Annotated in this window: 15 protein-coding genes; 10 read left to right on the forward strand and 5 right to left on the reverse strand. The window is 50.5% G+C overall.

Annotated features, from left to right (window positions below; genetic code table 11):
- The coding region (locus ACSTTO_RS11125) for a porin (protein ID WP_439273286.1) at positions 1-1050 on the forward strand (1050 nt) is incomplete at its 5' end.
- A 294-nt stretch (positions 1051-1344) separates the two neighbouring features.
- On the forward strand, positions 1345-2145 hold the full coding sequence (locus ACSTTO_RS11130; protein WP_439273287.1) for a helix-hairpin-helix domain-containing protein: 801 nt from the start codon (positions 1345-1347) through the stop codon (positions 2143-2145).
- Positions 2146-2347: 202 nt separating this feature from the next.
- Here ACSTTO_RS11130 and ACSTTO_RS11135 read toward each other — a convergent pair whose 3' ends face one another.
- Positions 2348-2989 carry an antifreeze protein gene (locus ACSTTO_RS11135; RefSeq protein ID WP_439273288.1) on the reverse strand — a complete coding sequence of 214 codons (642 nt, stop codon included), beginning with the start codon at positions 2987-2989 and terminating at the stop codon, positions 2348-2350.
- 244 nt (positions 2990-3233) lie between these two features.
- The gene (locus ACSTTO_RS11140) at positions 3234-3524 is read right to left on the reverse strand and encodes a hypothetical protein (protein WP_439273289.1); all 291 of its coding nucleotides are present in this window, start codon (positions 3522-3524) and stop codon (positions 3234-3236) included.
- Here ACSTTO_RS11140 and ACSTTO_RS11145 point away from each other — a divergent pair.
- Positions 3506-4156, forward strand: a complete 651-nt coding sequence (locus ACSTTO_RS11145; protein WP_439273290.1) for a YitT family protein — start codon at positions 3506-3508, stop codon at positions 4154-4156. The genes ACSTTO_RS11140 and ACSTTO_RS11145 overlap by 19 nt on opposite strands.
- Positions 4157-4302: 146 nt before the next feature.
- Entirely contained in the window at positions 4303-4647 is a 345-nt protein-coding gene (locus tag ACSTTO_RS11150; RefSeq protein WP_439273291.1) for a DUF2147 domain-containing protein, read from the forward strand.
- A 100-nt stretch (positions 4648-4747) separates the two neighbouring features.
- On the opposite strand, the gene ACSTTO_RS11155 is transcribed toward ACSTTO_RS11150, so the two are convergent.
- Entirely contained in the window at positions 4748-5467 is a 720-nt protein-coding gene (locus ACSTTO_RS11155) for a glutathione S-transferase family protein (protein WP_439273292.1), read from the reverse strand.
- Positions 5468-5771: 304 nt separating this feature from the next.
- Between ACSTTO_RS11155 and ACSTTO_RS11160 the strand changes: the two genes are divergently transcribed.
- From ACSTTO_RS11160 to ACSTTO_RS11175, 4 genes are all read left to right on the forward strand, one after another.
- On the forward strand, positions 5772-5963 hold the full coding sequence (locus ACSTTO_RS11160; protein WP_439273293.1) for a hypothetical protein: 192 nt from the start codon (positions 5772-5774) through the stop codon (positions 5961-5963).
- Positions 5964-6140 carry a hypothetical protein gene (locus ACSTTO_RS11165; protein WP_439273294.1) on the forward strand — a complete coding sequence of 59 codons (177 nt, stop codon included), beginning with the start codon at positions 5964-5966 and terminating at the stop codon, positions 6138-6140.
- 179 nt (positions 6141-6319) lie between these two features.
- Complete coding sequence (locus tag ACSTTO_RS11170) at positions 6320-7876, forward strand: AMP nucleosidase (RefSeq protein WP_439273295.1); 1557 nt, start codon at positions 6320-6322, stop codon at positions 7874-7876.
- Positions 7877-7986: 110 nt separating this feature from the next.
- The gene (locus ACSTTO_RS11175; RefSeq protein ID WP_439273296.1) at positions 7987-9012 is read left to right on the forward strand and encodes an endonuclease/exonuclease/phosphatase family protein; all 1026 of its coding nucleotides are present in this window, start codon (positions 7987-7989) and stop codon (positions 9010-9012) included.
- A 152-nt stretch (positions 9013-9164) separates the two neighbouring features.
- On the opposite strand, the gene ACSTTO_RS11180 is transcribed toward ACSTTO_RS11175, so the two are convergent.
- Positions 9165-10829, reverse strand: coding sequence for an electron transfer flavoprotein-ubiquinone oxidoreductase (locus tag ACSTTO_RS11180; protein ID WP_439273297.1), 1665 nt, complete (start codon positions 10827-10829; stop codon positions 9165-9167).
- A 361-nt stretch (positions 10830-11190) separates the two neighbouring features.
- On the opposite strand from ACSTTO_RS11180, the gene ACSTTO_RS11185 reads away from it, so the two are divergent.
- Positions 11191-12105 (forward strand): uracil-DNA glycosylase, encoded by a 915-nt coding sequence (locus ACSTTO_RS11185; protein WP_439273298.1) that lies wholly within the window; start codon positions 11191-11193, stop codon positions 12103-12105.
- Between the two features lie 246 nt (positions 12106-12351).
- A complete protein-coding gene (locus tag ACSTTO_RS11190; protein WP_439273299.1) occupies positions 12352-13638 on the forward strand; it encodes an MFS transporter in 1287 nt (428 codons plus the stop codon).
- A gap of 9 nt (positions 13639-13647) precedes the next feature.
- Here ACSTTO_RS11190 and ACSTTO_RS11195 read toward each other — a convergent pair whose 3' ends face one another.
- Positions 13648-14616, reverse strand: a complete 969-nt coding sequence (locus tag ACSTTO_RS11195; protein WP_439273300.1) for a DMT family transporter — start codon at positions 14614-14616, stop codon at positions 13648-13650.
- Positions 14617-14648: the final 32 nt, after the last annotated feature.

Genomic DNA, 14648 nt, shown 5'->3' on the forward strand with positions numbered 1-14648 from the left:
GGCGCTCAGGCTGCCGATGCCATCGTTGCACCAGAACCAGAAGCTGTTGAATATGTACGCGTTTGCGATGCTTACGGCGCTGGTTACTTCTATATTCCTGGCACTGAAACCTGCCTGCGCATCTCCGGTTACGTTCGTTACGACGCAAAAGGCGGTGACGATGTCTATTCCGGCAAGGATCGCAAGACCTGGGAAAAGAACGCCCGCTTCACCCTGCGCACTCACACCGCTTCTGAAACCGAACTCGGTACTCTGAAAACCTTCACTGAAAACCGTTTTGAATTTAAAAACGGCGCCTTCGGTAAAGAAGACGGTTCTTACACCAAGCTGAAATATGCTTATATTGAACTGGGTGGTCTGCGCATCGGTAAAGATGAATCTGCATTCCACACCTTCACCGGCTACCTCGGCGATGTCATGAATGATGACGTTGTTTCTCCAGGTAACTACGACACCAACCTGATCAGCTACACTTTCTCTGCCGGCAACGGTTTCTCGGCTATCATCTCTGCTGAACAGGGTGAAAAAGTCGATGCTTTCAGCTGGAAGGGTGAAGCTCTCGGCAAAAACGACAAGCCATATGACGGCGTGATCAACAACTACATGCCACATGTTGTTGGTGGTCTGAAGTTTGAACAGGCCTGGGGTTCGATCGCCGGTGTTGCAGCTTACGACTCTGAAATCGAAGAATGGGCCGGTAAGGTTCGCCTCGATGTAAACGTAACTGACCAGTTCTCCGTATGGGTACAGGGCGGCTATGCTTCTTATGAAGAAGCTGTTGGCACCTACGGCAACTGGGGCGGCGATTGGGCTGTCTGGGGCGGCGCCAAGTTCAAGGCAACCGAAAAGGCTACCTTCAACGTACAGGCTGCTTACGAAGACTGGGGCAAACAGGCTTATACAGCTAACGTAGCTTACAAGCTGGTTCCTGGCTTCACCATTACTCCGGAAGTTTCCTACACCAAGTGGAAAAACACCGACAAATATGCTGCTGACGTTGCCGGTAAAGATGCTTGGGGTGGTATGATCCGCTTCCAGCGTTCTTTCTAAGCAAAACGCCTGAATTTAACCGCAAGGTTACAGAAGAACCGGCAGCCTGTCTGCCGGTTTTTTGGTTTGTGCAATTTTAAAAATTATATCACTGCCACCTTATCCCCACGCTTTATAAAAGCCGGGATTTTGCAGTTTTACTCTATCTGTTATATTTCTCAGGACACATATGCCCGCCCCTGTCGTAAAACAGGGCAGCGTTTTATTGCAAATTGTGCAGGCAGCAGGGTATGCGGCTTTATTCTGACGGCTGATCTGCACATAATATTCTGCATATATTATAAGGAGAAATGAATGGATTTTCTGCTCTGGATCGCCCTGATCGGTGTTATCATATTTCTCCTCGGGCTGATTTATTCAAAATTCAACAATCAATCAGCCAAAGAACCGGCAGCAAAAACCATTTCTCCGGCTATTAGCCCGGCATCGCCTGCCGCCCGTAATGAGGCAGAAGATAAATCCGCAGCACAGGCAAATAAGCCTGCGCCACAGCCAAAGCCTGCAGAAGCGGCACATCATCATGCGCCTGCCTCTGCTTTGTCTCCCGCCTCCGGTCTGCCCGCAACGCCCGCCGCAACTTTGGTCGCAACCAAGGCTGAAAGCAGAGCGCCGGCAATCAAATCCACCCCTGCCGCCGAGCCTGTGGGCCCTGCCTATGGCAAGGCGGCGACCAGCAAAAATTCAGAAGCGGGGGGAGCGGATATTCCTGCCAAAGAAAAAGAACCTGCGCCCAGCCATGAACCGGAGCTGCTTAAAAAACCAAGACGAGGTATTGCCGATGATCTGACGCAGATTGGCGGAATAGGCAAGGCAATTCAGGAAAAGCTCTATAAAGCCGGAATTTTCCATTATGACCAGCTTGCAGATTTAAACCCTGAGCAAACCGCATGGCTCAACCGCGCAATCGGTTTTGCCGGACGTGCGGAACGTGAAAACTGGAGCGCACAGGCAAAAAAACTTATGACAAAACCGGCCGGCACCAAACCGGCGGCAACCTCAAAGGCAGCAGCCTCCTCAACGGCCAAAAAATCTGCCGCAAAAGCCAAAACCAAACCCGCAGCAAAACCCAAGGCCAAACCGGCCAAAAAGGCATAAATTATAAGCAAATCATCAAGGCCGTTTTTGATAATGGCTGCAATAAATAAAACACCCGCCGCATATTTGCGGCGGGTGTTTTTATCAAAACTATCCTGAAGATCTGAAAAGAGCCATATGCAGGAGACAGAAGCACGGGCAGAGCGAAATCACCCTGCCCGTGCCCCTTGCCTTATCAAGGCACAATCACATTCAACAGAAATCAGGAATTACCTTTGAGACGGGCATTGCAAAGGCTGTAATAACCGCCGCCCTTCTGGATCCAGCGCAAACCATTCAACGTATTGGCACTTTTATTGGCATAATACTGGTCAAGGCAGGTTTTCATGCGCTGCTTGCCTTCGGTCTCATTGGCATATTTTGCAGAAACCGCAGTCGGGAATTTTACGCCGCTTGGTGCGGCAATCGTTGGTGCCGGCGGCTCCTTGGACGAAACCGAACCAACCATTTCCGGATGCGCACCAGGGCCACATTCAGCCTTGCGGAATGCATTCCACTTCAGGCCGGCAGCAAGGCCGGATTCCTGCGCGGCTTTATATTTTGCCGAACATTGCTGCATTGTCAGCCCTTTGGCGGCATCAGCCGGTGCGGATTTTACCTGTTTGGCCTGTTTGGCTGGCTTTGCCGGCGCAGCCGCCGGTGCGGCAGCGGCATCAGAGCCGCACTGTGCCTTGCGGAAATCATTCCACTTCATGGTGCCGAGAGTGCCGGCCTCTTTAGCGGCCTGATATTTTGCACTGCATTCAGCCATAGTGAGTGCGCTTGCCGGCGAAGACATGACAAAGACGGCCATGCCTGTCAGCAATGCTGCGCCGGTCAGCCGGCTGAGCGTTTGAATCTTCATCACTGTTCTCCTCAATAAATATAAAACACTGTGCCTGAAGCAGTTTGTGCCTGAAGCACATTTTCGTCCGTAACCTATAATATTCCGCTATCAAAACCCTCTCACAAATTCTGAAAGCTTTTGACGCAGCGTGAAGCAATAATACATCCTGCTATATTGTTTGCATGGAAAATAGCATTTTTATAAGCTTTTGACATGCTTAAATTTATGACAATATTCTATATAAATTCCATATGAGGCTTGTTTATACATAGTATTTTGCCAGAATTTTGCCAAAATCCCAACAAAGAACCGGTGATGAATGCGCAATTATTGCAATAAATAATGCCCGGGCAATACAGATTCCAATTATATAAGCCCTTAAAATAACAATTTTCTCACCGCTGATTTTACGCAAATTTTGCTCTAAACAGAGACCACCAACAAGCCTTGCAAGACTGTTGCGATTTTCAGTGTATTTTATCATCCCCATATCCGGCGCAATCATAATGCCGGCATTGATTTCAGGGTTTCCAAATGGCAGATGTCGCCACATCCGATGCACTATCCGCGCTACCGGTTATTTCCGCTCCCGAGCGCCACCGTTTTTATGAAGATGTTGTCGCCATGCTGATCGGCACCAGCTTTGTCAGCCTTGGCCTCACGCTCTATGCACAGGCCAATCTTATGACCGGCAGCACTGCCGGCGTGGCCTTGCTTTTGCATTATGCCACATCATGGCAATTTGCCGTGACATTTTTTATCATCAATCTGCCATTTTATTATCTTGCCGTTAAGCGCATGGGCTGGCGCTTTACCATCCGCACATTTGTGGCGGTGGCGCTGATGTCTGTTTTCACCAAGCTCTTTCCGCTGTGGATTGATTTTTCCAGTTTACAGCCCGTTTTTGCGGCACTTATGGGCGGAACTCTTATGGGTATGGGCGTGCTCGCCCTGTTCCGGCACCGCGCAGGTGTGGGCGGCATCAATATTCTCGCACTCTATTTACAGGATAATTATAATATACGCGCCGGCTGGTTCCAGCTTGTGCTGGATATTGTGCTTATGGCGCTTTCGGTATTTTACCTGTCTGCGCAACAGGTTGCCATTTCACTTATCGGCGCCGTGGTGATGAATATTATTATTGCCATCAACCACAAGCCCGGCCGATATCTGGCCACAAGCTAGCGGCGTTTTAAAAGCCGAAACAAAAACGGTCTTGCCAGGGTTTTCACGTCTTAAAATCGGCTCTTTTCATTCCCGCAAGTTTGGATTACGTTTACGTGAGCGTAAACACCTGTAATATGAAGCTTGCGCATCTTTGGGAGGAACTGATGAAAAAAAGCTTATTTGCAATGCTCGCCCTGTCTGTGTCTTTTGGCCCTGCTTTGGCGGCTGAGCCGATTATCGGCACCTGGAAGCGGGCATCCGGCACAGTGATTGAGTATAAAAATTGCGGCGGAGACAATTATTGCGGCACTGTGATGAATGGTGAATATAAGGGCAAATCCATCGGCAAGATGACCGGCAAGGGCGGCAGCTACAAGGGTAGCGTTAACAAGCTTGATGAAGGAAAAACCTATTCCGGCAAAGCCAGCGTCAGCGGCAACACATTATCGCTGGCAGGCTGTGTTGCCGGCGGCCTGATTTGTAAGACAGAAAAGCTGACACGCCAGTAAAACAAAAACATTGCGTGGTACAGGTGCCACGCAATGTTATGTTTTTGCGATAAAATGTCTTTACACATCACCTGTCTGTCACAATGGTGACTGATGATGATTAACGTGCTTTTTGATTAAACAATACGCTTTGCGCGTCTTTATCGGTGGCAAGATTGCTCTTTTCGCGCTCAGCTTTGCCCAGTTCCAGGCCACGCTGCACAGCAGGTCTCGCTGAGACCGTTTCATACCAACGCTTCAAATTCGGAAAATCTTCCAGTTTCTGATCAAAATTCTTATAAATGCTTATCCAGCCAACACAGGCAATATCGGCAATTGAATAATCGCCTGCAATATAATCGCGCCCCTCCAGACGGCGATCCAGCACGCCATAAAGACGGTTTACCTCATTGGTATAGCGGTTAATGCCATATTCCACCTTTTCCGGTGCATAAATACGGAAATGCCCTGCCTGGCCGGACATCGGCCCCAGACCACCCATCTGCCACATCAGCCATTCATCAACAGCAACACGCCGGCGCTCATCATCGGGATAAAATTTGCCGAATTTGCGCCCCAGATATTGCAGAATAGCACCCGATTCAAAAACCGAGATAGGCTGACCGTCCGGGCCTTCCGGATCTATAATGGCAGGCATACGATTATTGGGGGCGATTTTCAAAAAAGATGGCTCAAACTGTTCGCCCTTACCGATATTGATATATTTCACCTCATAAGGAATGCCCAATTCTTCCAGCATTATGCTGATTTTCCAACCATTTGGCGTTGGCCAGTAATAGAGCTCCACCGGCCTGGTCTGTGTTTTGGCTTTATCAGTCATTGCTCTCTGTCTCCGTTCTCTCTTCCTCTTTAAGGCAAAATACAGCACTCAATATGAGCGACCAATCCGAGGCGCACTTATGCCCCTGCAATACCAATTGCCTGCGATAGCTATTAATATAGTGATGACTATATAAATAGCAATTCCCACCAAGGAAAATTTCTGATTTTTACCAAAAACATATAATGAATACAGGTTTACAATATTAAACGCCCGATGAATGCCCACCTCAGCATTGGTTCACGCCCGCTGATTTATCCTGATGCACAATAAGATCAGCATCACAAGGCAACAGGGGGCATTCATGCTTTATCGCGGTTTCACCATTATCAGCCTGTTTCTTCTTGGCAGCGGCTTTCTCGGCGCAAGCGTGATGAATGAAACATACCGGCACAGCGCCTATAAACATCTCCATATATCACCGTCTTCCCATATCGTGCTGAAGCACAACAAGCCCTCGCCAGTGTTACATCCACAACAGACACAGGAGCGCTAAATGCCGGCTTTTCTGCGCCCTGCACTGCTGGCGGAAAGTTTGATGCTCGCCATCAGAATTACCGTGTTCAGCCTTATTTTTGTAGCACCTGTCGCCGCTTTTACCGGCATTGCTGCCAATACCGGCGGCAAGATCAGCCCTGCAGGTCTGGTTCTGGTTGTGGCGTTGCAAAAATAGCCTTATTGAAAAGTCGTCTTTCTGAAAATTGTGCTTATCATAAGCAGTAAACAGGCCGGCCACAGCAGGCAGCAAACAGGCAGAGCCGGCAAGAAAAAGAAATTAACCAAAGCGGTAATCGGCACACTATCCCCTTAAACCTGCCATATAAACTGTAAGAAATCCGGTTATAATGGCGCATGAGCAAAAGAATCGACCCATTTACCGGCCAGTCTGTTGCCGATCCTATTTCAACAGGCTCTATCGCAACAGGCCCCATTGCAACAGGCATTGTCTCGCCCGAGCCACCGGCTCCGGAATCATTTACTGATGCCCGCGCTGCGGTTGACGCATTGCGTGCAATCTACGACCGGAATACCGCTTTTCTCCGTGATGCTTTTCATAAAATCGCCAAGGGGGAAATTGCCCCCCAGCGTTTTCGCGCCTTTTATCCGGAGCTGCGCCTTTCCATTGCCAGTTTTGCCCATGTTGATACGCGCCTTGCCTATGGCCATGTCAGCCTGCCCGGCGGCTATGCAACCACATTGACGCGCCCTGACCTGTTCGACACTTACCTGATCGAGCAAATCCGGCTTTTGATTAAAAATCACGAGGTGCCGGTGATTGTGCAGCAATCAACCACGCCAATTCCGCTGCATTTTGCCTTTTTAGAAGGCACGCATGTGGAAGCGGCCGTATCAGAGGCTTTTAAATATCCGCTGCGCGATATGTTTGACGTGCCGGATCTCTCCAATACCGATGACAGTATTGTCAATGGCGATGCGGAGTTTCAAACGCTGGATGTTATGCCGCTGGCGCCATTTACCGGCCAGCGCGTGGATTATTCCCTGCAGCGCCTTTCGCATTATACGGCTACCAGCCCGATGCATTTCCAGAATTATGTGCTCTTTACCAATTACCAATTCTATATGGATGAGTTCTGCGCCTATGCGCGCAAGCTGATGGCTGAAGGCGGCGGCGGCTTCACCCGCTTTGTCGAGCCTGGCAATCTTGTCACTTTTGCCGGTAACAGCACACCTTCACAAGGCACAGAGCCGGCACGCCTGCCGCAAATGCCCGCTTATCATCTGGTCAAGCCTGATGGTTCAGGCATTACTATGGTCAATATTGGTGTCGGCCCCTCCAACGCCAAAACCATTACAGATCATATTGCAGTGCTGCGCCCCCATGCATGGCTGATGCTTGGCCATTGTGCAGGCCTGCGCAACAGCCAGCAGCTTGGTGATTATGTGCTGGCTCATGCCTATGTGCGGGAAGACCATGTGCTGGATGATGACCTGCCAATCTGGGTGCCAATTCCCGCTCTTGCAGAAATTCAGATTGCTTTGGAAGAAGCAGTTGAGGAAATCACCGGCCTGCAAGGCCATGCTCTCAGGCGCATTATGCGCACCGGCACAGTTGCAACAATTGATAATCGCAACTGGGAGTTGCGCGATCAGCGCGGCCCTGTGCAACGGTTATCGCAATCGCGCGCTGTGGGGCTGGATATGGAATCGGCCACCATTGCCGCCAATGGTTTTCGCTTCCGCGTGCCTTATGGCACCTTGCTCTGCGTATCTGACAAGCCGCTGCATGGTGAATTGAAACTGCCGGGCATGGCCACGGATTTTTACAAGAAACAGGTGGCCCAGCATTTGCAAATCGGCATCCGCGCCATGGAGAAAATTGCTGCCATGCCGCAGGACAGGCTGCATTCACGCAAATTGCGCAGCTTCTATGAAACTGCATTTCAATAGGCTATGCTTTGGCACAACCGCCCTGTTTTTACAGGGCGGCCTGCCATGATAAAGCTGTTTTTCACAGCCATCAGAGCATGAATTGCCCCTTTTTCTGCCATGCGGTTTCCATGTCCTGCGAAAAAACAAACTTTTCAGCCAAACACGCCTCCCCTCTGCCCTTTGCCCTGTTAATTATGCTTGTGGCGCTCTCTGTGCCACTGGTTCTGGGCTTTTTTGGCCGCCTGCATCCTGCCTTGGACAGTTTTGCACATTTTCGCGCCCATATTGCAGTGCTCATGGCTGCCGGCGGTATCATGCTGTTATTCACACATCTGCGCCGCGAAGCAGCTATGGTGACATTGCTGGGTTTTGGCGCTCTGGCAACCACCATCCATTTTTCCAACCCTGCACCCGCTGAAACAGACAGCGTCACCTACAGGCTGATGCAAATCAACCTGCAACAGGATAATCCTGATCCGAAGGGGATTTTACAGGCGATTGCCCGCAACAAGCCGGATATTATCACCTATCAGGAAGGCTCTGAACAATGGCAGCCATGGCTGAAAACACTGGAAGGCAATTATCCCTACCACCATCAATGCGGCACGCTGCCTTACCGCTGGGGTGTGGGCATTCTCTCCCGCCGTCCATTTTCCGAGTTTGGCAGCCCCGTCTGCACCGGAGATGGCGTGCTGGCAACAGCCCTTGTCAATCTCGGCGGCACCAATGTGTTGATATCATCGCTGCATCAATCCTGGCCATGGCCTTATAAACAGGCAAAACAATTTGAAATTCTTCGCCCCGCGCTGGAGCCAATGGCTGATGCCCACGGTATTCCGGTTATTATTGCCGGTGATTTCAATGCCACCCCGTGGAGCTATGCATTACGCAAAATTGAAAAAATAAGTGAAACCCGCCACCTGCCCGCTATTGGCGCAACATGGCTGACAGAAGCACTGCCCGACGCTTTGAAAAAATGGATTGGCCTGCCTATTGACCAGATTCTGATCAATGAAACAGTCACTCCCCGCAGCGTAAAAACAGACATGCCTTCCGGCTCGGATCACCTGCCTGTTTTGTTGGAATTTTCTGTACCCGCCCCTGTCTCCGGCTCGACAAAAGAGAACCGGCAAGCTGATGCACAGCTGGTTTAACCCAAAAGGCGCCCTCTCAGGCGCCTTTTTTTGATGCTGTTTATCTCCGGATCAATCCGTTACACAAATATTACATATTTGCGTAAACCGGTCCTTCGCCGGAGTTCTCTGGTAACGGCGGTCGAGACGGACACGGTTTGCTACCACAAATATTACATATTTGCGTAAACCGGTCCTTCGCCGCCTTGTGGCGTAACCCAGTTGATATTCTGGTTCGGGTCTTTGATGTCGCAGGTTTTACAATGCACACAGTTCTGCGCATTGATGACATAAGTTTCCTTGCCGTCCTTCTCAACCCATTCATAAACCCCTGCCGGGCAATAACGTGTTGAAGGCCCTGCAAATACATCATGCTCGGATTTCAACTGCAGCTCCAGGTTTTTCACCTGCAAATGCACCGGCTGATCTTCCTCATGATTGGTATTGGATAAAAAGACCGAGGACAGACGATCAAAAGTCACCACACCATCCGGTTTCGGATAGCTGATCGGCTTATGTTTGGCCGCCGGCTCCAGCGATGCCGCATCTGTTTTGCCATGTTTCAAAGTGCCGAAGAACGAGAAACCGAACAACTGGTTTGTCCACATATCCAGCCCGCCAAGAGCCACGCCGATCAATGTGCCAAATTTCGACCATAGCGGTTTGACATTGCGCACCCGCTTGAGATCCTTGCCGATAGCGGTAGAGCGCCATTCATTTTCAATCTCAACCACTTCGTCATTATTGCGGCCGGCCGCAATGGCGGCCGCAATTTTATCAGCTGCAAAAATCCCCGATAATACAGCATTATGTGAGCCCTTAATGCGCGGCACATTCACAAATCCGGCCGCACAGCCAATCAGCGCCCCGCCGGGGAAACTCAGCTTCGGTACCGATTGCCAGCCGCCCTCTGTAATGGCGCGCGCACCGTAAGAGATGCGTTTTGCCCCTTCAAAAGTCGGGCGGATTGCCGGATGTGTCTTGAAACGCTGGAATTCCTCAAATGGTGAGAGATACGGGTTCTTGTAGTTGAGATGCACCACAAAACCAACGGCCACCAGATTATCTTCCAGATGATACAGGAAGGAACCGCCACCGGTCTTCATATCCAGCGGCCAGCCGAAAGAGTGCTGCACCAGCCCGGGCTTGCTCTTGGCCGGATCAATCTGCCAAAGCTCCTTCAACCCGATGCCGAATTTGGCAGGTTCACGCCCCTCATCCAGCTTGTATTTTGCAATTACCTGCTTGGAAAGCGAACCGCGCGCACCTTCTGCAAACAACACATATTTGCCGTGCAGTTCCATGCCGCGGGTAAAATTCGGCCCGGGCTTACCATCGCGTTCAACGCCCATATCACCGGTTGCAACACCAATAACCGCACCGGAATCATTATAGAGCACTTCAGCCGCAGCAAAGCCCGGATAAATTTCCACACCAAGATTTTCAGCATGGCCTGCAAGCCAGCGGGCAACATTGCCAAGCGATACAATGTAATTGCCGTGATTGTTCATCAATGGCGGCATTGCAAAATTTGGCAAACGCACCGACCCCGCAGGGCCCAGCACCAAAAACCGGTCATCAGTCACAGGGGTCTTGAACGGATGGTCGCTTTCCTTGCGCCAATCCGGCAGCAGCTTGTCGATCCCCACAGGATCAACAACCGCGCCGGAAAGAATATGCGCGCCAACCTCGCCGCCCTTTTCCAGCACCACAACAGATAATTCAGGATTAATTTGTTTAAAGCGGATCGCCGCAGCAAGGCCGGCCGGACCGGCGCCGACGATCACAACGTCGAACTCCATGCTCTCACGTTCCGGGAGTTCGTGTACGTCGCTCATGCATGCCTCCGTAGCATCTTGTTCCCACTTAGCCGGACAGTCTTATTACAAAACCGCCCTGTCCCTTGGTTTAACGCAGTTACCTATAAAACCGGTACACCTGATCCCGAAACCGCGCTTATCACGTGTACTCTGATACAGAGTTGTAACACAGTGCATATGCGTCCTATTGTCCGAAACCGGCATACAGGTTAGCGATTGTTCATCAACACCATGCAATAAAACTTACGTAAACGTCAACGTAAATCATTTTTGAACAAGCAAGGCGTAAAGCCTCCGGAAAAGCCTTGCCAAAGCCGCGCCAATTTGCGACCTCACATATAAAACAAGCCTTGCCACTCTTAAAAACCGGAAAACCCGCGTGTCAGACACTGCACATTTTGCCAATTGGGAAGACCTGATTCGCTTTTATGCGGAGGCAGGCGTTGATTGCGCATTGGCAGATACAGCGATTGACCGTTTTGCAGAAGCGCAGAATTCCGCACCAAATCTTAACACGGCCGCACAAAAAAACGCAGCCAAAAGTGCAGATGCAAACATACGGCATCAGTTACAGGCCGGCAAGATTGCAGCTCCGCAAGGCAATCATGCATCTTTATCCGGAGAGCCAAAACAACCGGCGCCCCAAACAAAAGCCGTTGCTGCACAGGCTGTTATTGCGCCGGAAATTTTGCTGGAACAGGCACGGCAACTGGCCATGACCGCAACAAATCTTGATCAATTGCAGCAAGCCATGGCCGGATTTGACGGTTGCCGCCTGAAGATGACTGCCAAGAATATCTGCTTTTCCGATGGTGCGGCGGATGCGCAATTAATGATAATCGGCGACACACCGGGGCGCGATGATGATCTGGAAGGCGTGCCATTTTCCGGGGCAGCAGGGCATATGCTTAATCAAATTCTCGCGGCCATCAATTTGTCACGCGATAAAGCCTATCTTGCCAATATGCTGCCCTGGCGCCCGCCCGGCAACCGCTCTGCCACGCCGCTGGAACAGGCGCTGTGCCGCCCGTTTCTTGAACGGCAGATTGAACTTGTTGCCCCTCAAATCATAGTGGTGCTTGGCGACCCTGCAACCAAGGCACTGACGGGCTTGCGCGAGCCGATTTATAAATTGCGCGGCAAATGGCGCGCTTACCAAACTGCAAGCGGCACAAAAATTGCCCTGATGCCCAGCCTGCACCCTGATTATCTGCTGCGCACCCCTGCGCAGAAACGCTTTGCATGGGAAGACTGGCTGATGGTAAAATTAAAGCTGGAAAATATTGCCGTCTGATGCGCCTTATTGCTGCGGCATGACGGCCATAAACACCCATTACACAATAAAAATTTGCATAATAATATCCGCAGCCATGACAATTCCGCCATATATGGCCGTCATATAAGTTTGTGTAATAAAATATTATGCCGGCAGACTGAAAAGCCAGTATCCCTGCATTGTTTTTTACAATAAAGCGTCGTTGATCAGATTAGCTCCGTAAACGCCGCAAATGGCGGTTTATGCCTGTGTCCGGATAATTCCATGCCAGCTCAGTTACTGCCTGTTACAGCGCTTCTTTTCAGCACGCTTCTTATGCTTATGGCGGGCGGGCTTGCGGGGCTTTTGCTGCCTATTCGCGCCAGTATGGAAGGCTGGTCAACCATCACTATCGGCTGGATGGGTACTTTTTATTCCCTCGCCTTCACAGCCGGTTGTCTGGTGGTGCCGATCTTTGTGCGCAATGTCGGGCATGTGCGTGTTTTTGCCGTGCTGCTCACTATTCTTGGCATGTCACTTTTGCTGCATTCCCTGATCATTAATGCCTATGCATGGATGGCTTTTCGCTGCCTTGCAGGTTTTTCTCTCGCCGGCGGTTATATGGTGGTGGAAAGCTGGCTCAATGAGCGCGTCACCAATGAAAGCCGCGGCATGATCTTTTCGATCTATATGATCACCACCATGATCGGCACCATGGCCGGACAATATATCCTGCCTTTCGGTGACCCCTCAACACAGACATTATTCATTCTCTGCACGCTGATATACAGTTTCGCGCTGATACCAACAGCCTTGTCACGGGCGGAATCCCCAAAGCCGCTGACTCAGGTATCACTTGATATTAAAGGGCTTTACCGGCGCTCGCCTGCAGCTGTTATCGGCTCACTGATTGCCGGGCTGATTTCCGGTTCGTGGAATATTCTTGCACCGGTTTACGGCCAGATGAACGGGCTCAACAATTTAAGCATTGCCACCATGCTGGTAACAGCCATGATTGGCGGGGCAATTTTTCAATATCCGCTGGGGCGCGCTTCTGATTTTGTTGACCGGCGCTATATTATGGTGCTCAGCGGCATAATCGGCGTGGTGCTTTCTGCGGTGTTGCTGATGCTCTCGCCCGCTGAGGGTTTGAGCGGATATATTGTGATTTTTCTTATGGGAGCCGTACTGTTCCCGATTTACAGCCTCAATGTTGCCCATGCCAATGATTATGCTGAAGCCAATGAATTTGTAAAAATCTCCGGCGGCCTGCTGATTGTTTATGGCGTCGGCAATATTATCGGCCCGCAATTGGCCGCACATATGATGGAAAATTTTGGCAAACAAGGCATGCCGCTCACCTTGCTTGCCTGTTTTGCCGCCTACGGCCTGCACGCCCTGTGGCGCATCAGCCTGCGCGAGCGCCCTGCCATCAGCGATCTTAAAACCGAATTCAAATATCAGGCCACCAAAAATATCAATACGCCGGAAAGTTACCAGATGGATCCGCGCAGCGATATGCCGGAAGAAGAAAACGCAGAAACAAAAGCAACCGCTGACACAGGGTTATAATGTGAAACCCTAATGCTTGATCAGTTTTTTAGCCTGTTTCCTGCCATATAATTTCTGTTCACGGTAAATGATGAAAACACCAGCGCCGATCACAATGGCACTGCCAAGCAGCATTTGCACAGTCGGCACATCGCCAAACACCACATAGCCGATACCAAGCCCCAGCAGCATGGATGTATATTCAAATGGCGCAATGGTAGACATTTCCGCATGGCGGTAGCATTCAGTCAAAAAAATCTGTGCAATGCCGCCGGCAAAACCTGCTGCAATCAGCAAGGCCAGTTGCCATAGTTCCGGCACAACCCAGCCAAAAGGCAATGTTGCCAATGCAATCACCGTTGAGGTCAGCGTGAAATACATCACAATGGTTGGCGTGCGCTCATGTTTGACCAGCTTGCGCACCAGCATCATCGCCACAGCCGAGAGCAATGCGCCGGACAGGGCAAAAAGCGCGCCCATTGCCTCTGCCTGACTGAAACCGCCATGGGAAAACAGGCTGAGCCGCGGCCATACAATGATCAGCACCCCTGCGAAACCAACCAGAACCGCTGTCCAGCGATAAATACGCACCTGTTCTTTAAGAAAAATTGCACTCAATACCACGATCATCAATGGTGATGCATAATTGATGGCAATACTCTCGGGCAACGGTAATAATGTGAGCGCATAAAAACCGCACATCATCGACAAAACGCCAACCACACCACGCCAGATATGGCCGAAAATATCGGATGTCTGCAAGGCAACGCTTAGCTGACGCGTGAAACTCATATAAATGACAATCGGAAAAATCGCGAAAAATGAGCGGAAAAAGACCAGCTCGCCGGAGGGTATCCCCTCTGCAGCCTTTAACAAGGTAGACATTATTACGAAAACAACAACGGAGATCACCTTACAGGTGATACCAAGCAAAGGGCGCTGATCACTTGAGGCAGCGGCGCTGACAGCCTGCGGCAGAGTGCGCTCAGGAGCATTCACGGCGGGATTCCTTAACTGCCTTTTAAATAAGG

Source organism: Pseudochrobactrum albidum, from assembly GCF_051851455.1.
Lineage (GTDB): Bacteria > Pseudomonadota > Alphaproteobacteria > Rhizobiales > Rhizobiaceae > Pseudochrobactrum.